The organism is Pontibacter sp. H249 (genome assembly GCF_037892465.1).
Taxonomy (GTDB): domain Bacteria; phylum Bacteroidota; class Bacteroidia; order Cytophagales; family Hymenobacteraceae; genus Pontibacter.
The window spans coordinates 324555-348612 of record NZ_JBBKTR010000002.1 but is presented as its reverse complement, the minus strand read 5'-3'; the positions used below and the strand labels follow the sequence as shown (position 1 = coordinate 348612).

The 24058-nt window shown below is 46.5% G+C and carries 24 protein-coding genes; 12 read left to right on the top strand and 12 right to left on the bottom strand.

The window, feature by feature from the left end; genetic code table 11:
- Window positions 1–20: 20 nt before the first annotated feature.
- From WG943_RS03915 to WG943_RS03895, 5 genes are all read left to right on the top strand, one after another.
- A complete protein-coding gene (locus WG943_RS03915; RefSeq protein ID WP_340406855.1) occupies window positions 21–1400 on the top strand; it encodes a CPBP family intramembrane glutamic endopeptidase in 1380 nt (459 codons plus the stop codon).
- A gap of 169 nt (window positions 1401–1569) precedes the next feature.
- Window positions 1570–2538 carry a DUF2157 domain-containing protein gene (locus tag WG943_RS03910; RefSeq protein ID WP_340406854.1) on the top strand — a complete coding sequence of 323 codons (969 nt, stop codon included), beginning with the start codon at window positions 1570–1572 and terminating at the stop codon, window positions 2536–2538.
- Complete coding sequence (locus WG943_RS03905) at window positions 2525–3610, top strand: DUF4401 domain-containing protein (RefSeq protein WP_340406853.1); 1086 nt, start codon at window positions 2525–2527, stop codon at window positions 3608–3610. Before WG943_RS03910 ends, WG943_RS03905 begins: the two co-directional genes overlap by 14 nt.
- Window positions 3600–4103: a GDYXXLXY domain-containing protein gene (locus WG943_RS03900; RefSeq protein ID WP_340406852.1), complete on the top strand. Its 504-nt coding sequence runs from the start codon at window positions 3600–3602 to the stop codon at window positions 4101–4103. The genes WG943_RS03905 and WG943_RS03900 overlap by 11 nt, the downstream gene beginning before the upstream one ends.
- 22 nt (window positions 4104–4125) lie before the next feature.
- The gene (locus WG943_RS03895; RefSeq protein ID WP_340406851.1) at window positions 4126–4602 is read left to right on the top strand and encodes a hypothetical protein; all 477 of its coding nucleotides are present in this window, start codon (window positions 4126–4128) and stop codon (window positions 4600–4602) included.
- 46 nt (window positions 4603–4648) lie between these two features.
- Here the strand turns inward: WG943_RS03895 and WG943_RS03890 are convergent, their stop codons facing one another.
- From WG943_RS03890 to WG943_RS03880, 3 genes are all read right to left on the bottom strand, one after another.
- Entirely contained in the window at window positions 4649–5236 is a 588-nt protein-coding gene (locus tag WG943_RS03890; RefSeq protein ID WP_340406850.1) for a YfiT family bacillithiol transferase, read from the bottom strand.
- A 148-nt stretch (window positions 5237–5384) separates the two neighbouring features.
- On the bottom strand, window positions 5385–6014 hold the full coding sequence (locus WG943_RS03885; protein ID WP_340406849.1) for a hypothetical protein: 630 nt from the start codon (window positions 6012–6014) through the stop codon (window positions 5385–5387).
- Between the two features lie 170 nt (window positions 6015–6184).
- A complete protein-coding gene (locus tag WG943_RS03880; protein WP_340406848.1) occupies window positions 6185–6373 on the bottom strand; it encodes a hypothetical protein in 189 nt (62 codons plus the stop codon).
- A 247-nt stretch (window positions 6374–6620) separates the two neighbouring features.
- Here WG943_RS03880 and WG943_RS03875 point away from each other — a divergent pair, with 247 nt between their 5' ends.
- From WG943_RS03875 to WG943_RS03865, 3 genes are all read left to right on the top strand, one after another.
- Window positions 6621–6989, top strand: a complete 369-nt coding sequence (locus WG943_RS03875; protein WP_340406847.1) for a DUF4174 domain-containing protein — start codon at window positions 6621–6623, stop codon at window positions 6987–6989.
- A 13-nt stretch (window positions 6990–7002) separates the two neighbouring features.
- Entirely contained in the window at window positions 7003–7806 is an 804-nt protein-coding gene (locus WG943_RS03870; protein ID WP_340406846.1) for an SDR family NAD(P)-dependent oxidoreductase, read from the top strand.
- Window positions 7807–7913: 107 nt separating this feature from the next.
- Entirely contained in the window at window positions 7914–9104 is a 1191-nt protein-coding gene (locus WG943_RS03865) for a carboxypeptidase-like regulatory domain-containing protein (RefSeq protein ID WP_340406845.1), read from the top strand.
- 181 nt (window positions 9105–9285) lie between these two features.
- Here the strand turns inward: WG943_RS03865 and WG943_RS03860 are convergent, their stop codons facing one another.
- The 5 genes from WG943_RS03860 to WG943_RS03840 form a co-directional block, all read right to left on the bottom strand.
- Window positions 9286–9669, bottom strand: a complete 384-nt coding sequence (locus WG943_RS03860; protein WP_340406844.1) for a hypothetical protein — start codon at window positions 9667–9669, stop codon at window positions 9286–9288.
- 644 nt (window positions 9670–10313) lie between these two features.
- Window positions 10314–11201 (bottom strand): dienelactone hydrolase family protein, encoded by an 888-nt coding sequence (locus WG943_RS03855; protein WP_340406843.1) that lies wholly within the window; start codon window positions 11199–11201, stop codon window positions 10314–10316.
- 124 nt (window positions 11202–11325) lie between these two features.
- Entirely contained in the window at window positions 11326–11919 is a 594-nt protein-coding gene (locus WG943_RS03850; protein WP_340406842.1) for a DUF7010 family protein, read from the bottom strand.
- 426 nt (window positions 11920–12345) lie between these two features.
- Window positions 12346–12894, bottom strand: a complete 549-nt coding sequence (locus tag WG943_RS03845; protein WP_340406841.1) for a lipocalin family protein — start codon at window positions 12892–12894, stop codon at window positions 12346–12348.
- Window positions 12895–12910: 16 nt separating this feature from the next.
- Window positions 12911–13342: a GNAT family N-acetyltransferase gene (locus WG943_RS03840; protein ID WP_340406840.1), complete on the bottom strand. Its 432-nt coding sequence runs from the start codon at window positions 13340–13342 to the stop codon at window positions 12911–12913.
- A 265-nt stretch (window positions 13343–13607) separates the two neighbouring features.
- Between WG943_RS03840 and WG943_RS03835 the strand changes: the two genes are divergently transcribed.
- The 4 genes from WG943_RS03835 to WG943_RS03820 all read left to right on the top strand — a co-directional run bounded on the left by WG943_RS03835 (window position 13608) and on the right by WG943_RS03820 (window position 18260).
- Window positions 13608–14105, top strand: a complete 498-nt coding sequence (locus tag WG943_RS03835; RefSeq protein WP_340406839.1) for a YajQ family cyclic di-GMP-binding protein — start codon at window positions 13608–13610, stop codon at window positions 14103–14105.
- A 162-nt stretch (window positions 14106–14267) separates the two neighbouring features.
- Window positions 14268–15050 carry a TerC family protein gene (locus WG943_RS03830; protein ID WP_340406838.1) on the top strand — a complete coding sequence of 261 codons (783 nt, stop codon included), beginning with the start codon at window positions 14268–14270 and terminating at the stop codon, window positions 15048–15050.
- Between the two features lie 235 nt (window positions 15051–15285).
- Entirely contained in the window at window positions 15286–17592 is a 2307-nt protein-coding gene (locus WG943_RS03825; RefSeq protein ID WP_340406837.1) for a M20/M25/M40 family metallo-hydrolase, read from the top strand.
- A 116-nt stretch (window positions 17593–17708) separates the two neighbouring features.
- Window positions 17709–18260 carry a DUF4142 domain-containing protein gene (locus WG943_RS03820; protein WP_340406836.1) on the top strand — a complete coding sequence of 184 codons (552 nt, stop codon included), beginning with the start codon at window positions 17709–17711 and terminating at the stop codon, window positions 18258–18260.
- Window positions 18261–18280: 20 nt separating this feature from the next.
- On the opposite strand, the gene WG943_RS03815 is transcribed toward WG943_RS03820, so the two are convergent.
- The 4 genes from WG943_RS03815 to WG943_RS03800 all read right to left on the bottom strand — a co-directional run bounded on the left by WG943_RS03815 (window position 18281) and on the right by WG943_RS03800 (window position 23856).
- Window positions 18281–18937, bottom strand: a complete 657-nt coding sequence (locus WG943_RS03815) for a hypothetical protein (protein ID WP_340406835.1) — start codon at window positions 18935–18937, stop codon at window positions 18281–18283.
- Window positions 18938–19404: 467 nt separating this feature from the next.
- Complete coding sequence (locus tag WG943_RS03810) at window positions 19405–20427, bottom strand: dipeptidase (RefSeq protein ID WP_340406834.1); 1023 nt, start codon at window positions 20425–20427, stop codon at window positions 19405–19407.
- Window positions 20428–20576: 149 nt separating this feature from the next.
- Window positions 20577–23057: a TonB-dependent receptor domain-containing protein gene (locus tag WG943_RS03805; RefSeq protein WP_340406833.1), complete on the bottom strand. Its 2481-nt coding sequence runs from the start codon at window positions 23055–23057 to the stop codon at window positions 20577–20579.
- A gap of 274 nt (window positions 23058–23331) precedes the next feature.
- Window positions 23332–23856, bottom strand: coding sequence for an RNA methyltransferase (locus WG943_RS03800; protein ID WP_340406832.1), 525 nt, complete (start codon window positions 23854–23856; stop codon window positions 23332–23334).
- Window positions 23857–24058: the final 202 nt, after the last annotated feature.

Genomic DNA, 24058 nt, shown 5'->3' with positions numbered 1-24058 from the left:
ATTCCCTTTTTCTGTAAAACATGCTTGATAACTTTATTTTATCCCTGAACCAGACTGCCACCAACGTATGGAGCTTTATTAAGCATCCTGCCGATGAACCGGATACAAGTATCTCCAAGTCCGGCAAACTACAGGTGCTGCTAAAGGTGCTCCTGATCGATGTGCTAATCTGTACTGCACTTGCCGGACTTATCTCACTGGTAGAATATCTGGGTCTTTACAGCAGCGAAAGCCACGCAGTAAGCGAGTTGATGAGAAACCTGCCTATATGGGGTATACTTTTGGTAGGGGTAGTGGTAGTGCCGTTTTTCGAGGAATTGATTTTTAGGTTCGGGTTGCGGTTTAGGCGGGGTTTTATCGCTGCTTTTTTTGCTGTATTACTATTGGTTGCAGGCGTTGCATTATTTAAATTTTTGCCTGTTTGGTGGGCAGTTGGTGGCACACTTGTGCTGGCGCTGCTGATGGTGTTGTACCTGCTAAAGTCTAATGAGCTGGGTAATTACTTTGAACAATCCTGGGCCAGGGCCTACCGCATAATTTTTTACGCTGCAGCAGTTATTTTTGGCCTGATACACCTCACTAATTTCGAGTACTCTACAGCTATACTTTTACTGGCACCTATACTAGTTGCACCACAGGTAGTGGGTGGCCTATTTATGGGTTATATGCGCGTAAAGTATGGTTTCTTTTGGGGATATTACCTGCATGCCGCGCACAATGCTGTTTTCCTGGGGCTGGGCCTGCTGTTTATGAGCGAGCTGGAAGAAAAGCTGAACATCAGCAACAAGAACTATACATTGGTTGTGGAGGAGCACGTGCTAAACAGCAAAACGGAAAAAGAGGTGGCCTATACTGCTAAAGATTCCATCGCTTTCGAAAATAAGAAACTGTCAGAGGTTATTTCGGACTTGCTGCAGAAAGAGAAGGTAACTGTTGATTTTGGAAATAACAGGCATGCTGATAAAAGTATAAACCTGCGCTATAAAAGCCATGCAGCCAATGCACAAAATAAAACCCTTATACTTAACGAGCTTCAGGAGCTATATAAGTTTGATGTTAGCACCCACGAGGTAGAAAAGGAAATGTGGGATGTGGAGTTGGAAGACGACACCATGCTGGCTAATCACCAGGTAGATGCAAATGGGTTGTATAAATCAGTGGTAACGCCAGTTGAGATCACCATGGAGAACGCGACTGTAGAAGATCTCCTGAAAACGGTAAAAGCAGAGTTCTACATTAACCTGACAAACAAAACCGCTATGCATGGCAAGTATAATTTTAAGCTGGCAAAGAACGGATTTGAGCACCTGCGCGAAGAGCTGAAAAGCAAGTATGGCATATTGCTGCAGTCAAGAATGGTTATGGCCGAGCAGGCGGTGGTAAGCTTTGGTGACAGGTAAGTATAACTTATCGCATTTCTACTCGCCTTAACCGCCCAGACTATAGGAGGTGGAGCAGGAAAGCAAACGGCTGATGACGCTGCAGAAGTAACGTATAACTACATGATCACCCTGTGTATTGCTACCCCGGTGAAAATCCGTTATTTTCTTAAAGCAACCCCCTGTAACTATGAAAAATAACCTCCCCCGCGAGCTGATCTATGCAGTTGCCCGGCACAGCAACTGGAACCCCGCTGGTATAGATGCCCGGCTGCGTAGCGGCAACGTGTACGCCTCAGCCCGCAACTGGGGCAGCTTCCTGCGCCTGTTCCTGCTGGGCACTGGTGCAAGCTTTACTGTGGCCGGTATTATATTCTTTTTTGCCTACAATTGGGCCGATATGCACAAGTTCGTGAAGCTGGGGTTGATAGAGTTATTACTTGTAGCCACTACCGGAGCGGCACTTCTCTGGAAAGGCAGCAGAACAATAAAAAACGTGCTGCTAACAGGCAGTACGGTGCTAGTGGGCGTGCTGTTTGCCGTGTTCGGACAAATTTACCAGACCGGTGCCAATGCCTTCGACTTCTTCTTTGGCTGGACCTATTTTGTGGTGCTGTGGGTGCTGGTAGCTAATTTTCAGCCGCTTTGGTTTATTTTCCTGGCGCTGCTAAACACTACATTTATACTTTACACGCAGCAGGTTGCCACATACTTTACCTTTAATGCTGTGCTGGACGTGCTGTTTATACTTAATGCTGCGGCTGTGCTAATCTGGGAAGCATTGGCAACCAGGGGCAAGGTAAGCGTGCAGCACAGGTGGTTCCCGAGAATTATAAGCCTGGCTGCGATAACGGCCATCACCATAAGTATGATCGTGCTGCTGTTTTCCAGTTTTAGAGACGACAACGGTATAGCCTATATACTCGGCTTTGGGATGTATGGCGCAGCAGTATGGTACGGCCACCGCATAAAAGACCTGTTCTATCTTTCTGCTATTCCGTTCAGTGCCATTTCGGTTGGTACGGCTATCATAATCAGGTTAGGAGAGCACATGGAGGAGTTTGTGTTGATGCTGGCTACCTTGTTCGTAATCGGCAGTATTACTTTTCTGGTGCAGTACTTGGGCAAACTAAACCGTGAGTGGCATGGCAAATACTAACCAACTGGACGCGCTGCTGCATGGCATAGCGCAGGAGCAAGGCGAAGGCTTTACCTTTGATAGGGCTAGCATAGAGCAGGAGGCACAGCAAAATTCGTTGCGCATTTCGCAGCTGGCTGTTAAGGTGCTGGTTATACTTGGCGGCTTTTTAGGAGCGTCTACTTTTCTGGGCTTCCTGGTGGCAGCAGGGTTATACAACTCACCAATAGCCATGGCTACTTTAGGCATTATTTTATTGGCAGGCGCCGAGTGGCTCATCCGAAATAAAAAAGAGTCGACTGCAGATTCTGTTGGCGTGTCGTTCAACATTATAGGGTATATACTTCTGGCGGTAGGAGTTGGGCAGCTGGTAGAAGAAGTAATGGATAGCGGAACCGTAGTGGCGCTGGTGATGGCTTGTGCGGCTACGCTGCTGATACTTTTCTCCCATAGCGGCATCTGTACTTTTCTGGCGGTGCTGGTGCTAAACGGTAGTTTACTAGGGCTGCTGTTCATCCACAAAATATATAACGGGGCACATGCGCTTATTATACTACAGGGGGCTATACTTATATTCATGAGCTTAAACGAAGCAAAACTGATTGCTGCCTCTGCTAAGCTAAACACAAAGTATGGGCCAATAAGAATGGGTGTGATTTTCTCTTTAGTGATAACGCTTGGCCTTTTCGTGCACCAGAAGTTCCTGTCCTCAGCTATTGGTTATTTCTGGGTGTCGGGTCTGTTTCTGAGCGGCTGCCTGATTTACCTGCTGCACAGGGTATTGCAGAATACAGATATCACCAACATCAAAACAAAAGCTGCTTTTTATACTTGCTGCCTCCTTATACTTACCCCAACTGTGGTAGCGCCTTCTGTGCCTGGAGCATTGCTTATACTTCTCAGTAGCTTCTACATCGGGCATAAGCCGGGCTTTTGGGTGGGGCTGTTGGCGCTGGCATACTTTGTTATACTTTACTACTACGACCTTAACCTAACGCTGCTTGCTAAATCGGGAGTGCTGGTTGCGAGTGGGTTGTTTTTCCTGGGCGGTTTTGTGTTACTAAACAGATACCTGAAGAGCTATGCTAACTAAACGCAACTGGATAATACTGGCCAACCTGGTGCTGGTACTGGCGCTTTTTAATTGGTCTGTAGTGCAGAAGGAGCAAACGCTGGAGCACGGACAACTGGTGCTGCTAGAGCTCGCCCCTGTAGACCCACGCTCCCTGATGCAAGGCGATTATATGCGCCTAAGCTACGCCATCAGCAGGCCCGAACTGTTTGATAGTTTGGATCAGAAAGGCTATGCAGTGCTGAAGCTGGGGCAAAACAACGTGGCGGAGCTGGTGCGTTACCAGGAGAAGGAGCAGCCGCTGAACCCAAACGAGCAGCTGCTAAAGTATAGCAAAAGCGACTGGGCCATTAACCTGGGAGCAGAGTCATACTTTTTTGAGGAGGGGCAGGCTAAAACGTTTGAGCAGGCAAAGTATGGAGGCTTAAAAGTGGATGAACAAGGCAACAGTATACTTGTAGGCTTGTATGATGAGCAGCAGCAGTTGCTGAAACCAAAGCGGGTAGAGAAGTAGCCGGAGTTCCTGCACACAAACTATGATGCATCGGTACAAAACAACACACTACTTCAGCTCTACCGGCAGGTTGTACGGTTGGATGATTACGGCCTTTGCCATACTTAGTGTGTACAATGGCTCATTAGCTGCCTGGCTGTTATTGCCTGCTGGCTTTGTTATGCAGTTTACGTACCGCCATATCGGGTTAGATCTGATCAACAGAACATACAAAGAAGGCGTGTTACTGGCAGGTATAAACTTTGGCAAAATACAACACCTGCCCGGAATCGATTTCCTGTATTTAAACAAAAACAAGTATAACCGTGTGGCAGAGTCAAGGGCCTCTACGGCACAGTTCAGAAGTATAAAGTATGACGGTTATTTAAAATTGGCAGATAACACCAAGCTGCACCTGGTACAAGCGCACAGCAAAGAGAAGGCATTGCAGCAGATGGAAAAGATATCAGACGATCTTGGCATTGAGCTACGCGACCAGACAGAGATCAACTATTCTTGAGTACAAATTCTGCTTCTGCTATTTATACCTGGATTATCAGCAACAGCTAAACTAAAGAACCGATAGGCAAATCCGGTTTGGGAGCTGCTTTTCTCCAGCCCTGGCGTTCTATCAAGCCGGTTATATGCGCCAGATGATGCTCACCGTGCCAAGCGTAGAGGCCAACATGCTGCCTTATGCTACATTCACCTGTTTCAGGGTGCACCAGCTTGCGCTCCAGCTGCTCCGGTGTAAGGCTTTTAAGTAACACAACCCAACGCTGGTGCAGCGCTTCCAGCAAATCAAGCGAGATATCGGTGCTAGCCAGTAAACTGTCCGGCAGCTGTGCCCACGCATCTTCGTGGTAAGTTCTTATGGTGGGTATATCCTCAGTAAGGGCTAATTTTTGCCTGATGTAGGCGTTCATGTGGCTGTCTGGTACGTGGTGTACTACCTGGCGCAGTGTCCAGCCGTCGGGGCGGTAAGGGGTGTCTAGTTGTTCTGGCGTAAGTTCTTTGATAGCCTCACGTATTTTACCGGGCAGTTGGGCAATATTTACTATATGTTGCTCTACCAGGTGCTCATCGTTGGGGTATTTGCTTGCGTCGTATTTACCAATGGGGTAACGTAGCAGATCTAGTTCTTCTTCTGACATACGGGCTAAATTAAAAGTGAAAGGATGCTGTAATGATTTACGAGTTTCCCGGATTAATGGAGCAGCGGATAGATCAATTTAACAGGAGCTTGGACAAAGAGAGTTCTGTCTACTAAAATATACTGCATTACTGCTGCCACTTTATACTTTACTCTACCTTCTCTACCCGCAGGTTTAGAGCGTTATCCAAAGTATAAACAATGGTGCGGGTGCCGCCGGTTGGGCAGCAGTTAGGGTCGGTTTCGAGGTAGATGGGAAAGGTGCGAACCAAGCGATCATTGATAACCTTAAACTCGTCGTGGCCCATGTAATCTTTCTGCAGCTCAGGTGTTAAGTCAGGCATGGCCAGTTCTCCCCAATACTCGCGATCAAATTCGTAGCCGTATACTTTTCCATAACTGCCGCTTCCGCTGCTGCTTACAAACACCAGCAGCTCAGGCTTAGTGTTGTCGTTTAGGTCGGTAACAGCACTGTTGGTTACGGCTCCCTCTATGGCTTCGTCTATACGCACAGGTGGCTGTTCGCTGCGTGCTACAGTTATGGAGAGGCTGCGCTGGGAGCCAGTGCCGGTTGTTTGTATAGAAAACTGCATGCCGCCGTCCTGCAGTCGTTCTTCGTAGCTTATTTCGTTAGCTCCTTCAGGTTCAGGCTGCTCCCGAACCTGAGTAGTATCAGTAGTTTTCTGTGCGGCTGTTGTCTGTTTTTCGGTATCAGAGCTGCAGGCAGATAGCCATGCGGCACATAACAAAAGGGCAGGTAGCTTAAAACGGAGTGACATATAAGATAACGGTTTATACTTTTACTAACGAAAATGCAGTATACTTTTTATAATACAAGATGCGAAATGTAATTTATTTTATCTGTCCTCACGAACAGCGTGAGAGATTTATTTAAAACTTGTTTAGGAGAATTCTCCCGAAGGTCGAAATGACAAAGTTGCCGTTCACATCAGTAGAAGCATCCAGGACAAAGTTGGTTGTAAGCATAGCTACGGCTGCACCGATCTAAAGGCTCCTGCAACTTTTTGTCTACAATACAGCCACGTATGGTTTGCGATAGAGCATGTGCTGAGGGAGTAGTGCACAGGAGTAGCAGCACCAGCTTAAGCAGGTGCTTTAGGTAAAACATATTCTTCATAGTTTTAATGGTAGTAGGTAGTTATCGCTAACAGGCGGCAAAAGTATAAATGAGATATACTAGTGTTAGTATCATGGAGGAGTTCAGTTAAGCTTCGAATTTTTGAAGGAAATGTAGCTTGTTACCAGTTAAATTACCACGGCAGGGCAGGTTTACCGTATGCTGTACTATGACACATATGTATGCCATACTTTTAACAGCATGTATGTTATTACCGGCAGCATGCCTTCAAACTAAACCTAAACCAATGGATTTGAATGACTATAAATGGGAAAACAGAGTTCTACTGTTATTTACTCCTGATGCAGAAAACGAAGATTACACTAAACAGAAAACAAACATCAGCACAAATGCCAAAGGCTTGCCCGAGCGTGATATGGTGTTGATAGATATAGAAGGGGAAACTATACTTCGGGTAAACGGTGAGGTGCAAAAAGGAAAAGACGGACAGCAATTACGTAAGCAATTTAATGTAGCGCCTGATGCTTTCACTATACTGCTGTTGGGTAAAGACGGCACTGAAAAGTATAGAAGCACAGATGCAGTGCCACTCGAAACAATTTATAACTTAATTGACCAGATGCCGATGCGGCAACAGGAAATGCGTAAACAGTAAATCTGTAAACCTTATGAAACACACAGCAAACACAAAGTATAACGTATTAATTACAGGAGCCTCTGCAGGCATTGGCAAAGAACTGGCAGATATATTTGCGGCAAACAGACACGACCTGGTGCTAGTAGCACGCTCAGAAGAAAAGCTGGATAGCCTGGCGGTAAAATATGCTATACAGTATGGCACCAAAGCCAAAGTTATACCTTTAGACCTGGCAGAGCCCGAAGCGCCTGACAAGTTATTTGAGCAGTTGCATGAGGAGGGAGTTCAGGTAACGGCGCTGGTAAACAACGCTGGCTTCGGCAACTATGGTTATTTTAAAGAAACGGCCCTGCAAAAAGAGCTCGACATGATACAGCTGAACGTGGTAGCCCTCACACACTTAAGCAAGCTTTTTCTGCAGCAACTCACTCCCGGCAAATCGGCAAAAATACTTAACGTTTCGTCTACAGCTGCTTTTCCGCCGGCTGGCCCATTAATGGCTGTATACTATGCTACCAAAGCTTTTGTACAGTCTTTTTCGGAGGCGCTGGCTACCGAACTGCAGCAGGATAATATATCTGTTACTGCCCTGTGCCCTGGCCCTACCGAAACCAACTTTCAAGATGAGGCCAACCTGCGTGGCTCGGGCTTGTTTAGCAAACAGTTTATAGCCGATGCCCAAAGTGTGGCCCAGGCCGGCTACGAAGGTATGATGGCCGGCGAAGTGGTTGTGATTCCGGGAATACAGAATAAAATTACAGCGCTCACTGCACAGCTAATGCCACGCAGTTTTGTGCGCAACATGGTAAAGCGTGTGCAGGAGAAGCGGAGCTGATACAATTTTCTTAACTAGCAGGGCCGCAGTGGCAAATGTTAAAAAAGGTTAAAGTATATGTGCAAGCCAGATATTTTCTTCATTTTTAAGAAAACACCTGCTGCCACATGAAACAACTTATACCACTGCTGTGCTGCTGGTTTATCGCAATGCCGCTGCTGGCACAGCATAACATAAAAGGCCGCGTTATTGACGAAGCTATAGATGCCCCCATTGAGTTTGTATCGGTGTATGTAAACACAACCACCATTGGCGCCACTACCAATGCTAAAGGTGAATTTGCGCTACAGGTGCCCGCCGGCCGCTACGAACTAATTGTTTCTTACCTGGGCTACGAGCCTATTATCTACCAGGTAAATACCGATGAGCTGCCAAAATCTATACTTTTTAAGCTAAGGCCAAAGGCTAACGAGCTGAAGGAGGTGATAGTAGAAGGTAAACGTGACCCGGAGTGGTACCAGAACCTGGAGGTGTTTAAACAAAATTTTTTGGGCAAGAGTGAGTTCGGCAAGCAATGCAGGCTGCTCAACCCCGAAGTGCTCACCATCACCTTCGACCCTGAAACGGCGTTGCTGGAGGTAAAGTCTGATGAGCCGCTGTTGGTAGAGAACCCGGCCTTAGGTTATAAAATAGAATACCTCTTAGCTGATTTTAAATACTACATGCGGGATGGCTACATGGTGTTCCTTGGTTACCCAAAGTATGCGTTGATGAAGGGTGGGCAAAGCAAACAACGCCGCTGGGCAAAGCATCGTGAAAGGGCTTACTTAGGGTCGGCTATGCACTTTGTACGGGCGCTGCGCGAGCAGCAATTGGTAGAGCAGGGTTTTAACCTGCGCCGCCTTTACCGCCTGCCTAACCCCGACAGGCCCACTGACGAAGAGATTGCCGCTGTACGGGCAAAGGTGAAAGAGGCTGGAGGTAAAATTGCGTTAGATGATGTCTCTGCAGACATACTTGCGCGGGCGCGGCTGCCAAAACTGATCGAGCAGCTGGACAAGAACCCCGTACCTTATGCAGATTACCTGAGCAGGAGCGGCGATGAGGTAAAAATGCAGTTTGAGCAGTTTATGCAGGTGGTGTATACTGGAGAGAAGGAAGAAGAGGCGTATGTGCGGCAGCTAAAGCCATTTAACCCACCAAAGCCAAGTTATCAGACTTCGGTACTCTCGCTAAAGGCACAGCAGGTACTGCTGGATAAGAACGGAAGCATCTACGAACCGCTGGACGTACTGTTTGAAGGGTATTGGGCTTTCGAAAAACTAGGCGATATGCTGCCTTTGGATTATACTTTGTAGTAGTAGGAGAGCAGTGGCTTTCCCTTTTTAATTTGTACCTGAAGTAGCGCAGGCTATTGTAAAACCCACTAATTTGCCATTTCGAACGGCAGTGAGAAATCTGGAAAATGGCATGATTCTGCCTTAGTTCAGATTCCTCGCAAGCGTTCGAAATGACAATACTAATGAAGTTAATTTAAAATTAAAGCGGTGCTCCAACTGGTTTAGCGCAGTCGTGGCCTGGCTGGCCGTGCGGTGGGTTAGTGCCTGGCGCTACTGCACCCTGTTGCACCTGCGACGGTTGCAGTGTTGGAGTAGGCGCAGAAGCCGGTACATTTAAATTAGGCTGTACCGGTGTGCTTAAAGGGGCTCCTACCGGAATATCGCAACGGTGATTTGGCTCGCCATGGGCTGGATTTAAGGCAGCTGTGGCTCCCTGGCTTGCCGGCGCTGTGGTGTTAAGTGGCGCTGTAGTAGCCGTAGGAGTTATAGCGGCAGGTGTATTGTTTGTTTTTTGCTCGTTACCAGAGCAGGCAACTACACCTAGTACAGCAACAGGCAGTAAAATGCGGGAGATTAATTTCATGGATTATAATGGGTGTTTTTTGTGAAGTAGTTACAGTAACAGCAGTTCTGTTGTTTTTGTTTCTTTTGCGCTACCTGGTAAAGTATAAACTTTGGCACAGCATCAACAGGTACTTTATTCTTGTTAAGGTAAGTGGTTTTGCCGTGGATACCAAAAAGTAAAGCTCTCGTGTTGCAGGCGTTTATGTTACTACAATAACGTATGATTTAGTTTGCACCCAGCACAACCAGCCTTTATAAGTATAATTTTAATTCTTCTCTATACTAACGCCGCCTTTACGCCGCCTGAAAGCCATTCTTAGCTTTATAAGCAACCATCTCCTTAATTAACCTAAAAGGAATAAGCTGGTTTAGTGGCAACTGCACAGAACCTTTGCCTTATTTATACTTTGCCAGTTTTGCCCTAAACGCTCTATGCCCACTTGGTGTGGTGTAAAAACCAATATGCAGTTTAAACGCAGCAAAGTATATCAGTGGCTTCCCATTTGTCTTGTAGGTTTGCATGACATACTTATACTTTCAGTTGCATCAGGTGCCTGCTCTTTAACAACTGCCTGCAGCTAGCATAGTATGTGCTGTATACTTCCAGATAAGACGCGATGTGCTCGTATACGTTCTGGCAGTTCTACTTCATAGCGCTGCCGTCTACTTTAGGTGTTTGTTGAAAAATTCGGTGGTTCGTTTCCAGGCTAGTTCTGCCGCTGCCTTGTCGTAGCGGGGTGTGGTATCGTTGTGGAATCCGTGGTTGGTGTTGGCGTATATGTAAGCTGTATACTCTTTGTTGTGCTCCTGCAGCGCCTGTTCGTATGCCGGCCAGCCTTCGTTTACGCGGGTATCCAGCTCAGCGTAGTGCAGCAACAGCGGGGCCTTTATTTTAGGAACATCCTCAGTTGGGGCCTGCCCACCGTAAAAAGGCACGGCCGCAGCCAGATCAGGTATGCGCACCGCCATCATGTTAGAAATCCAGCCGCCAAAGCAAAAGCCTACTACGCCTACTTTGCCGTTGCAGCGCTTGTGGTCTTTTAGGTAATCGTAGGCGGCTATAAAATCTTCCAGCATCTCGTTGCGATCGCGTTTGCTTTGCAAAGCCCGGCCGTCGTCGTCGTTGCCGGGGTAACCGCCGAGTGGGGTTAGTGCATCCGGGGCAAGTGATACAAAGCCTGCCAGGGCGGCTCTTCTGGCTACATCTTCTATGTGCGGGTTAAGGCCACGGTTTTCGTGCACTACTACCACACCTCCCAATCTCTTCTTCGCATTGGCTGGCATCGAGAGCAGGGCTTTTATCTTTCCGCCACCCTTCGGAGACTGGTAATAAATGTACTCCGATTTTATACGTGGGTCATCCGCCTTTACCTGAACACCACTTATATAATTAGGCATTAAGAAACTCATAAGCGAACCCACAGTGAGGCCGCCTACAGCATAAACAGAGAGCCGCTGCATGAACTCGCGCCTATTGACACGGTTGTGCGCGTAGTCGTCGTACAGGTCGAAAACTTCTTGTTTAATGTCTTCCTTTTTGATCTCGTTCATAGATTTATAGGTGAGTGGTTTGTGCTGGTTTAATTTTTAATTGGATAACGTGCTTGGGCATAGTAAGGGCGTAGCCCTTACTATGCCCCTTGTTGGCGGCTGGTGCTTTTAAGTCCAATTAACTTTATAATGGCGATTTTCTCCTGCGAAGTATTGTAACCATAACAAGACCGAACAGGATTTCCATAGCTGCACCCACCAAAAGCGTTGTATGGGAAGGTGAATTCAAGGTAAATAGAAGGTAAGCTGCAATCCCTAATCCTATGCCTAACGCCCAGTAGAGCCTTGAACCGTAGAGCGTTGCAAAATGCAAATACCTGCCCCCGATGATGAGGAGCATGCCTTGGAAAAACCATTCTACTTTTTGAAAAGACAGCCCATAGGCCAACGGTAGGCACATGATCATAAACAGAGTTCCTTCCATGGCGAGCTTGCCCAAGGGATTACTTTGAGCGTGTGCGCCAGCTGCTCCCAAAACTTTATTTAGCAGCATGCTAACAGGATGAACAAAAACGCCTCCAACAAGTAAGGTCCACACCGCTTTGTTTGGCGACACATAGATGGCTACAAGTGCTGAAACAAGCCAAACCGTCCCGGATACAACCACACCAGGGAACCCATTTAGGTAAGCCTCCCGCATATCCTGCTGAGCGTTTTGCAGGTGCTGTAAATCTTCTACAGAGCCTTTTGTAATTTGATCAGTGTTTACCAGTGTCATCTAATTCATCAAATTTAGTTTTATGAGATTTTCGGGTAAGCTTCAATTTTTTTGTTTTGCTATACTTGCTGCCAACTATAGTGTATAAGGAGTTGTTCCGGTTATTGGCCTTATGTGTGGATGTGTTTCCTCATAGGTCAAAGACTGCTTTTTCAAGTATTCATATAGTACATCCACAATACAAGATAAGAGTAAATATCGTATCTGCCAAAACCATTGCTTGTCTATATTGGTTGTTATTTAACGTGTTTTAAATTAATGCATTATATATAGTTTTAAGGTTGCTGTGGTGGTGATGGACATGCTAAGATGCAGCGCTTTCAGCAGCTATCAGAGTTAGTAGCAGTATTGTGAAACGCTTAGTTTCGTTTATAACCGTTTAATTGCGGCTATTGCTTTCGCAATCAAAGTATACTTCACGCAAGCTTATTTATAACAACTCTGATCCGTCTTCTCCAACTGCTCCACCGGGAAACCTTTGCTCTTGGCTTGCTGCACCATCAGGTCATAAACGGCATCGTCTAAGGTAGGGGTACGGGAAAGTACCCAAAGGCTTTCGCGGTCCGGAGAGCCAACAAGCACGTGCTGGTAGTCAGGGTCCAGCTCCAAAATCCAGTAGTCCCCTTTAAATGGCCAGAAAAACTGCACTTTAAGCCTGCTGTTGCTGCTGCCCTCTACCGGGTAGGCCTTGCCCCGAATATCTTTTACCTTACCATTAGGGCCGTTTTTGCGGCAATAGTTGTACACCTCCACGTAGCCAGCCGGGTTAGGAGTATACTCGGCATATACACAATGGCAGCCTTTCTCGAAGCGTTGGGGTAGGGCGGCGATTTCGTACCAGCGGCCGGCGTACTTGTTCAGGTCTACAGCGGGTACAGTCTCGAGAGGTGTATAGTTTTTACTGCAACTGCTTATAACTAGGGCCGCTGCTGCCAGAGCGCCGGCAGTAAGTATAAGTTTGGTGTTTTTCTTCATAGCCTACAGCATTCTTTTAGAGCTGCTTGGCCATTTTATAATGTTGTATAGTGCCAAACAGCAGGTACGATTTCTCTTCTACTTCATACCCGTTGCGGCGGTAAAAGTTTACGGCGTTTTCGCGGGCCTGCAGCATCATGCGGGTAGCGCCTGATTTGCGGGCACGTTCCTCCTGATATTGCAGCAGCTGATCGCCTAACTGTTTGCCCTGCATATCCTGCCGTATGCCCATAAACCGGATCTGCGCCTCCTGCGGTGTAGCCAGGTGCATGCGGCAAACTCCCAGTGCCTCACCTACATCGTTTACTAGCATGGCGTGTATGGCAGTAGCATCATCCTCTGCACGTTCGCTGCCTTCTGGCTGGCCCCAGGGCTGGCGTAGCGTCTGGTAACGCAGGTGGTAATACTGTTCAAACTGCTCTGGGGTGCTAGGCTCTATTATATGCATGGTTTTTATTGTTAGTTGCTGGTTGTTGATTGTTAGGGGAGAGTATTTTTACAGAGAGAAATATATTACTGCCCCTCTCTTTAACCGAGGGGCCCTACTCCTAAAGAAGAGTTTTCTGTCTGGTTATTTGATAGATTTACCGGAAACTGTTTTTAGGCGGCACGGCAGGGCATTTAATAACTCATCTATCAGCAATCAACAATTATAAATAACTTTGTCGGCTAAATATAGGTAAAATCAATTCTTAAAGTATAAGCTAAAAACTATGGCATCTTTCGACATTGTAAGTAAAGTAGACCCACAAACCATGGACAACGCCATTAACGTTGCCCGCAAAGAGATAATGAACCGATACGACTTCCGCGACACCAAAGGCACGCTGGAGTATGACAAGAAAAACAACATGGTGCACATCACCATGGAAAACGAAATGCGCGTGCAACACACCGAAGATGTGCTGATCAGCAAGATGGTGAAGCAGGGGTTAGACGCAACTGCCCTGGATTTCTCGAAAGAGGCTTACCAGAGCGGCGCCATGATGAAGAAGGATATTAAAGTAAAAGCCGGCATCGAAAAAGATACATCCAAGAAGATCATGAAGATCATCAAAGACAGTAAGATAAAAGTATCTGCCGCTATTATGGATGAAACTATTCGTGTTACCGGCAAAAAGATAGACGACCTGCAGCAGGTTATCGCCGTGTTGCGCAGCAACTCCGAAGAAATAGGTATGCCGCTGCAGTACGTGAACATGAAAAGCTAAATCTACTAGTTGTTGATTGTGTGGGAGGTATTTGTCTAAATTGCGCTTTCGTTGATGAGCTACTGATTAAGGCTCTACAATTAACAGGTATAACAGCAGGTGCTGCCACAAGTATAAGTACAGCAATCAATAACTGGTAAATAACAATCAAATACATAAACTATGGAAATTTTCGCTAATCCAGACACCTGGATAAGTTTACTGACGCTTACCTTTATGGAGGTAGTGTTGGGTATAGATAACATCGTATTCATCTCAATTATCGTAAGCAGGTTGCCGAAAGAGCAGCAGGCAAAAGGCCGTAACATTGGTTTAATGCTTGCACTTGTTTTCCGTATTATCCTATTGATGTTCATTTCCTGGATCGTAAGTGCTTCCGACCCTATATTCTCCATAAACCTACCGTTAACCGAAGAGGATTTTGCTGTATCGTGGCGCGATATCATACTTTTTGCCGGTGGTTTGTTTCTGCTTGCTAAGTCTGTTACCGAGATCCATAACAAACTTGAAGGCGAGGAAGAAGGGCAAGGCTCAGCTGCAGCACATGCTACTTTAGGCAAGGTGCTTATACAGATTATCCTTATCGATATTGTATTCTCCTTCGATTCTATACTTACAGCAGTAGGTCTGGCACAGGAGATTATTGTAATGATAATTGCCGTGATTGTAGCGATGGCTATCATGCTGATTTTCGCTAAGTATGTAAGCGATTTCGTGAACAAGCACCCAACGGTAAAAATGCTGGCACTTTCCTTCCTGATCCTGATCGGCTTTATGCTGGTGGTGGAGGCGCTGCACCAGCATATACCAAAAGGCTACATTTACTTTGCCATGTTCTTCTCGTTACTGGTAGAGATGCTAAACCTGCGACTGCGCAAAAAAACCACACCAGTACACCTGCGCCAGAACGAGGTGCTTAACGCCGAGGAAACAGAAATATTATAGCGTATTCCAACGTATCAATAACGGGCAGCATCTGTAAAAGGTGCTGCCCGTTTCTGTTTACCCCTCTGGCGAGAGTTTTGCGTTCTGGCGCCAGCTTGCAGCCTTCTCCTGTTCCATATCTTTTCAGTAAATGCGTCTCTCATAAATAAATGCAGCACCACGCATCCCACAATATTTACCTAATCAGATTAAGCTAAATATTCCTTATATTAGATTAACCGTATTTAGCTAAACTATGAACTACCGCCACCGCTCTTACGCAGCCTTTATACTTCTGGCCCTTATTGGACTTGCCTTGTTAAGCTTGTACCTTTTACAGCCTCCTGCTGCCAAACCAGCCAATGCGCCTGTAGATGAGTTTTCGGCGGAGCGGGCAATGCGGCACATAGAAGAGATTGCCCAAGAACCGCATGCTATGGGTACCGAGGCGCATGCACAGGTACGGACGTACTTGCTGGAGCAGATGCAGCAGCTAGGCCTTAACCCGCAAGTGCAGGAGGCGACAGCAGCTAATGGTGCAGCGGTGGGGTATGTGTATAACCTGCTGGGCAAGCTACAAGGGCGCGGCATCACTGGTAAAGCCATACTTGTGCTGGCACATTACGACTCCCAGCCTAATGCCCGTGGTGCCGGCGACGACGGCGCAGGTGTGGCAGCTATACTTGAAACCGTGCGTGCCCTGAAAGAAACCAAAAAGCTGGAGCATGACCTGATTGTACTGTTTACAGATGGTGAGGAGTATGGCTTGTACGGAGCAAAGGCTTTTCTGAAACACCCTTGGGCAAAAGAAGTGGCACTGGTGCTAAACCTGGAGGGGCGCGGTACCCAGGGGCCAAGTATGACTTTTGAGCTAAGTCCTGAGAATGGATGGGTGGCAAAGCAGTACATTGAGCATGCGCCTTATCCTTTTCTGAGTTCGCTGGCCTACGAGATTTACAGCCGCATGCCCAACGATACCGATTTTACGGTGTTTAAAGATGCCGGCTACAGCGGCCTTAACTCAGCGTTTATCGATGGCTTTGTGCACTACCATACAGCAACAGACTCTCCTGAGAACCTTAGCCTGAACACAGTGCAGCAACACGGCAGTAACCTGCTGGCGCTGCTGCAGCATTTTGGCAGTACCTCCTTAAATAAAACCAAAGCCCCCGATACTGTTTTCTTTAATGCCATTAACGGTTGGGTAATAAACTATGCGCAGTGGCTGAACATACTTTGGGTAGCTATCACCGCCATATTACTTGTAGCTGTATTTATTGTAGGTGTGCGTAAAAATGCTTTTACTATTGCGCAGGTGCTTATAGGCTTTTTCTCCTTCCTGGTGCTGCTGGTTATTGTGGTGGGGCTGTTTGTGCCGATAAATAACCTGGTGCTGGACCTACTTCCGTCTTCGCATTACTCTGCTGGTGTGTATAGTGCCAATGGCTTTTTGATAGCTTACCTGCTGCTGGCGCTGGGGTTGTTTCTGTTGCTTTGCTGGCTGGCGCTAAGGTGGCTGCAAGTGCTGGCACTGACAATGGGTATGTTTCTTCTGCAGTTTATACTGGTAGCTATACTTTTCTTTACCATACCAAATGCTACTTACCTGCTCATGTTTCCGCTGCTATTTAGCCTGGCGGGGCTAATATTTATACTTTGGAAAGATTTGCACGAGCAGCCACAGCTAAATCTAGGTTTTGTGCTTGTGCTATTGATAGCATCGCTACCCGCTATTTTTATTTTAATGCCGATTGTGCAGGTAGTGTTTATAGCTTTTGGCCTTCAGTTGCCGGTTGGTTCGCTGGCTTTGTTCGTGTTGCTGCTGGGTTTGCTGCTGCCACTGCTTTCCCTGGCAGAGCACAGTTTCAGGTGGGGGAGGGTGCCGCTGTTGCCGCTTCTGCTTGTAGTGGCCGGAAGTATAGCGTTGCTTATTGCCCTTCAAAACGAGAAGCCATCTCCACAGCAGCCGCTGCAAAGCTATGTGAACTATTACATTGATGCAGACAGCAGCAAAGCTTACTGGGCTTCTATCTACCAGACCACCGACAACTGGAACAGGCAATTCTTTGGCGAAAGCAGCTACGAACCGCTCTCTGAGATCTACCCTCATGCACAACGGAATTACCTGAAAAGCAAGACGGAGGTCTTGTCTGTGGCGGCCCCTGTGGCAGAGCTGCTCGCTGATTCAGTTTATGGTGATGAACGCTTGCTGCGCCTGCGCCTGGCCTCGCAGCGAGGTGCTGCCCATTTAGAGGTAGTGCTGCAGCCGCAGGAGCCTGGGAGTATAAGCAGCATCGCCTTAGCAGGAGAACCCTTGACACTCACTCCTATAGATGCGCAGGGCGGTAAAGTATACCATGCTATGTTACATGGCCTGCCGCAGCGCAAAGAGGTACAGCTGGAGGTGAGGCTAAAAGCAGCATCATCACTTACACTATACCTCTACGACCAAAGTATAGGCCTGCCGGAGCAACTTGTAAAAACATCAAAACCAGTACACGTAATAGCTGGCCCGGGCAGAGCAAGCAACCTGACGGTGATACGTAAAGCTTATACATTTTAGTAGTTTGCAGGCAATAAAGGCATAGCTGTATTTTTCTGTGAATCTTTACTTTGCAGGTATCAATATAAGCGTGGGAGCAGTATAGGAAGCTATACTTTATTACGTGCATTTACCCCATGTTTACAGATAAGCTATTTGCCCTGGCTGTTGGAATACTATTTTTGTTTATACTCTCCTGTGATGGCCCCATTAGCAACGAAGCAGAAAATACAGTTGCGTTAACTACTCAGAAAACACTAAAAAACAGCCCCGCCTTCTGGGACTACGCAGCCAGCAGTAACATGCTGCAGGTAGAAATGGGCCAGTTGGCCATAGAGCGAGGCGATGAAAACCTCAAAAATATGGCTGAAAAAGCTATTGGCTTCCATAGTGCTTCGCTAAACAAGCTAAAATCTATTGCCAGAAAGCATACCGGAATTTATCTGCCAGATAGTTTGTCTGGTGCCGATAAAGGTCTTGTTGATGAATTTGAATTACTGGAAGGGGAGGAGTTTGATGCCCGCTACAGGGCTTTTATACTTAACTCGCATCAACTGCAGCTTTCACGCTACCAGGAGGCACTACCACAAGCGGATGACGAGGAGACTAAGGCGTGGATCAACTCAATTTTAACACACCTGCAGCAGGAGCTAAACAGCTTTGAGCAGGCGGATTCTTTACAGAAATAAACTATACTTTAAGAGCCTTTTTATCCCCACAACTCAGAGGCTTTGCGTGCCATCCTGAAAAACAGGTCGCGCTCCAGGCCTGCCACTTGGCGTGCCTCGCATTCGTCATAGCCGTTCTCTATGGCATTCAGGTAATCAAAGTATAACTGCGCCATCTCCAGCGAGTCGTCTTCGAAGCACTCTGCCAGGTCCTGCTGTGTTGCTTTTTTAGGCTCAAACACTTTAGAAGGATACATTTTGTCGAGCTGGTAAATGAGGTAGCGTTGCTGCGTTTTGTTTTGACGTCCGTTAAAGAACTGCTCAATATCCATCTCATCCTCATCATCAAACTCTTCCATGTCGTCTTCTACAGCCACAGGCTCATACACGATAATGTCGTGGCCGGTAAGCTCCAGGTACTCATCAAACTGTTCTTTTATCGGGATAATGGTAGGGGTATCGTAAGGCTTGTTGAGGACGTCGGCCATGTGCAGGGCAATCTCTTTGCCTTTTTCACCGGCGGCAATCAGCATTTGGTTAAACTGCGTAAAGTCGCAGCCCATGTAAATAAACTTGTACTCGTCATCCAGCACAGTAAAGCACCATAAAGTGATAAACTCTGTGTCGTCTATTACTACGGTGTCAATGTACAGTTCATTTATCTGTACGTAAAGCGGCGAATATTCCTGTGCGTCCATAGGCTGGCCATAAAGTGTACAACGTTTAATAAGCTGCCTGTACGTGATTGTACAAGTAGGGTTTGTGCGTATACGTAGAACAGCGTGGTATGGCGATATTTATATATATAATTTGGGCTACAAACTAAATAGAGATGTTAAAGTGCAATTTTGGAAAGTATAAGAAGCTCCTCAGTCAGTTACATAGCCCTATATGTATCTTTAACTATGCTGCTCTTTATATTATTGTACTCTTTGCAGGAAGTTTAGTTCTGTAGGTGGTGGTGTTAAACGCCATAACATCGATCCTAAACGTGTAATGTTAGATTTATTTTTAGTAGATAAGGGATTTAAGAGTTTGAATAATTGCTAAACAAGCCCCATTAGCAGAACGAACAAATACGTGTTGGCCTGCTCTACCTGAATCTAGTATAACTCACGTGCTGCAGATAAGAGAAAACAACGGTGTAGTGGTGTAAGTAATACTTTTACCTGATCTCCCAGAGGCGTTGTATAAACTGCTGTGCGTTACCGTAGGCCAGTTTAGCAAGCTGGTCTTGTGGGAGTGTGTTTTGCAGCCTCTCAAGTATAAAGTTGTAGCTGGTGCCGGCTTGTTCGTGCTCTTTAAAGTAATATGGGAAGCGGTCTAGGTTAGGGCTATCGGCAAAGTAAAAATAATCGGCGCCAAAGCAGAGTGCATCTTGTGCTCCCATGTCCAGGCCATACATAATATGGTGCATTAGCGCCTCCGGGTTATCGGAGCTCAGGAAATGTCTCAGGAAGTTCATGCCGATTAGTCCCCCGCGCCGGATCACTTCCTGAGCCAATTCGTTGGGCAGGTTGCGGCGCTGGTCCCACAAGGCCCTGAAGTTGGAGTGGCTGGCGATTACCGGTACATCCAGGCGTTCTTTATCAATGTGCGTGAGAATATCGTGTGCCAGGGCATCGCTAGTGTGAGCAAGATCTATGGCAATCCGGCGGCCGTGTATGTAGTCGAGCAGCATCTGGCCGTCGCGGGTAATACCTTTATCCGAGAAATTGCCGCCTCCAAAGCGGTTGTCGTCGTTGTGCGTCATGCTGATGTACAGGATGCGGCCACAGGCCTCGATGATCTTCTCAAGTTTCTTGAAACCATCCTCAAGCGGTTCGTCTTCTTCGCAAAAGCCTGATGCATTCTCTACAGCTGCCACCATGCCAATACCCTTATCGTTTTGCAATGCCTGCTGCAGTTGTTCGGGAGTGGTTACAGCATGCAGGCCGCAGCTGGTATTGGTGGCAAGCTGCGCAAACATGTCGCGTTGCAGCGCCGCATACCTGGTGCTGCCAGGTGCCGTTGCCGAGTAAATAGCCATTACCTGCAGCTTTACATTTCCTTCTGTAAGGGCCGGTACAGCACAACCTATCTCTGCTATATTATCTAACTTTGAGTCCGGTACATCGGTTAAGTATACCAGCAAGTCGCAATGCAGGTCTATGATCGGGTATCGGTGCGGGAAGGTATGTGACGTCATGGTAAAGTATAAACTCTGTTCTTGGGTTCAGCAAGTATAGCTGTAATCTAACTAGCTTTATACTTTTTATACTATAGGATTGTTCGGAGGGCTTAGAAAAAAACGGCCAAACAATATTGCCCGGCCGCTTAAAGTAAAAAACAGGAAAATTAAAAGTCATCATCGTCTCCGCCGTTGCTTCCGTTGTCGCGGTCACGACGGCGGTCACGGTTGTCGTCGCTGTTGATGCGATAAGTAAAGCCCAGGTAAATAATGCGGCTCTGGCGGCGGTTCTGTGATTCGGTTCTGAATTCAGGACCAAAGCTCAGGAAATTAAACTGACGTGTGTTAAACACATCCGATATCCGCAGCGATACTGTGCCATTTTTCTTTAGCACGTCTTTTTTCATGGCCAGATCAGTGCTGAACATCTGCTCCATACGCCCCTGAATATCTGCTGTTGGGGCACGGTAAAAGCCGGAAAGCTGTATGTTCAGGTCTTGCCACACTGTAAAGGTAGAGTTGAGTTTCGAGTTCCAGCTAAACTGTGCATTGCTAAGTTCAGTATCGCCCTGCGTGGTGCTAAGTTGCGTTCTAAAGCCTGAAATACTACCGTTTAATCGCCACCATTTTGCAACCGGATAATTAAATCCAAGTTCTGCACCGTAAGCTCTGTTATCATAGATGTTCAGAAAAGTAGTTTCGTTGGCAGGTATTGTGTCATTGTCGATAACAACCTGGGTAGCTATCCTAAAGCGCTCTATCTCATCTAAAGTATGGCGGTAGAAAACAGTCGCATTGATAGAAGCCTCTCCCCAATATTTTAAGTAGCCTAACTCCAAAGAATTTACAAACTCAGGCTTAAGGTCTGGGTTGCCATAATCCACGCTAAAAGGATCTGAAACATCTCTAAAAGGGTTCAGAAAACGACTGCGCGGCCTGTTGATGCGGCGGCTGTAACTAAACTGCAGTTTGTTGTCCGGGTTAAAATCCTTGGTGACAAATACCGTAGGGAACAGGCTAAAGTAACTGTTGTTGCTCTTTTTGTCTTCGGTTCGTAAATCTGTTTTTGTAACGGTTTGCTCGGCGCGCACACCCACCTGGTAGCTGATAGTTTTATACTTGTTGCTATAGTTTGTGTAAACAGAGTATATGTTTTGGTCAAATATAAAATGGTTACTTTGGGTGGTGCTATACTCTAATTCACCGGTCTGTTTATTTACATTAAAGAACCTCGAGTCTTCATCCAGCCGCTCAAAAGAACTCCTGAAACCGGCTTCAAAACGGCTGTTGTCTGATATTGGGTGCACATAGTCAGCTTTCGCGACAATTTCCCGGTTTGCATCATCTACAAGTGTTTGCTGCACTTCCGATATGGTTTCCTGTAAGCCTCTTCTTTCTCTGAACATGGCCACCTCGTCATCAATATTGGTGTTATAAACAATGTCGGCGGTTAGCTCCTGTCCTTTTTTATCGAAAGTTTGGCGGTAGCCTACGGTAACATCAACTGCATTCTCGTTTTCCTTTTCATCTGTATCGCGGGTGCGGGTGCTTACCAACTGGCGGTTCTCGTCTTCGAAGCGGTAAAATATGCTGTTCCAACCTGTGTCTTTGCCAAATCGGTAAATGCCTGATGCTGACAAAGTGTGTCTATCTGTTAGATAGTAATCGGCACCAAACCGGAAACTGTGCGAAATGTCTTTGCTATTGCGCTCTCCATTCTGCAGGCGATAGCTGGTACTGTCTAACTGGCCAAAATCATTAAAGGAGTAATTTTCTGTAAAGCTGTTGTTAAAGCCCGGCCTGGTGCGCTGCCTGAAATCGTAGCCTGAGTTAAGCGACCATCTGTTGTAGCGGTAGTTCAGGTTAAGGGAGGTGTTATAGTTGTCGTAGGTGCCAGCAGTAATCGAAGCAGAGCCGTTAAAGCCGGGTTTTTTTTCCTTTTTCAGCACCAAATTGATGATGCCAGAAGTACCCTCCGGGTTATACTTTGACGAGGGGTTGGTTATTAATTCTATACTTTCGATCAGGTTGGCCGGAATCTGGTCTAGCGTCAGGTTTGATAAAGCGGAGCGTTTGCCATCTACTAAAATAGTTACATTAGAGCTGCCGCGCATACTTACGTTACCATCTATATCAACGGTAACAGAGGGTAGGTTTTGCATCACTTCGGCCACAGAACCGCTTTCAGCATTAATATCCTGGCTTACATTTACTACCCGCTTGTCAAGTTCAAAATCTACCAGCTGCCTTTCGGCCACTACTTCCACCTCAGCAAGTTTAGTAGAGGCGGCGCTAAGGGTAATATTGCCTAATTTAACTTCCGGCTGTTGTGCTGTTACATTAATATTCGGGATATACTTTGTTGGATAGCCTACCATAGATGCCCGAAGTATAAACTTGCCGACAGGGATTCGTTCAAGTATAAATACGCCCTCTATATCAGTAGTGGCACCAGTAACTAAACTAGAGTCTTTTGCTGATAGCAGTACGACATTAGCAAAACCTACAGCGGCTTTGGTGTTAGCCTCTACTAGTTTGCCGCTTACTTTGCCGCGTGTTGAGCCTGAAGGAGCTTGTTGTGCCAGTACTGGCAAGGAGAGGGAGCAGGTAATCGTGAAAAATAGTATATGTAAAAAGTAGTTCTTCATAGGTAAATGTAGTGCTTAAAACATGTTAAGCCTCAAGCATCAGTTTAAACATCAATTTAAGGCGGTTAAGGTTGCTTTTGCTGCAAAAGCCTTATATAGAGGACTGTAAAAAGACAGCAGGGTTTAATACTGTGGAAAACTCTTCGTTTTACCAGCTTAGGCAAAAAGGCAACAAGGAAGGGCTATACTTGTTCTAAAAATAGAAAAGTATGGCTGGCATACCTTCTACAGATTACGCCAGCCATACTTTTTATACTTTGGGTTTATACTTTAGTTAAGCCTGTTGTGCAAGCGCTTTACTCAGGAAATCCCAGACAACTACGCCGGCGGCTACCGAAATGTTAAGCGAGTGCTTTGTGCCGAACTGCGGTATCTCCAACACTACATCCGAAATACTTACCACCTCCTGCTCCACACCAAAAACCTCATTGCCCAATATAAAAGCGTAATGCTGACCCGGCTCTGGATTAAAGTCATTCAACATGGTGCTGTTCTCTGCCTGCTCCACCGAACATACTTTGTAGCCATTGGCCTGCAGTTGCTTTACGAGCTCCAATGTATCTGGCACATGCTCCCATTCTACAGACTCTGTGGCACCCAGGGCGGTTTTCTCGATATCACGGTGCGGAGGCGTGCCGGTAATGCCGCAGAGGTATACTTTCTCGGCCATAAAGGCATCGGCGGTACGGAAAACAGATCCCACATTATTCAGGCTGCGAACATTGTCGAGCACCAAGACTAACGGTATTTTTTTCTTATTTTTGAATTCTTCAACCGAGTCGCGATTGAGGTCATCCATTGATAGTTTACGCATTGTTTTTTAAGACAAAAGATTTGTTGACAAAAGACAAAGGACTTTTGCCAGCTATACTGCAAAGGTCAGGCTGATTTTGGCAAAAGCCAAATCGATTGTTGATTGCTAAATTGTTGGCAGGGCTAGGTATAAGTTTCCTGCTCCTTCGGATATGCAATCTGCATTAGCCATAACACAGGTACTAGGA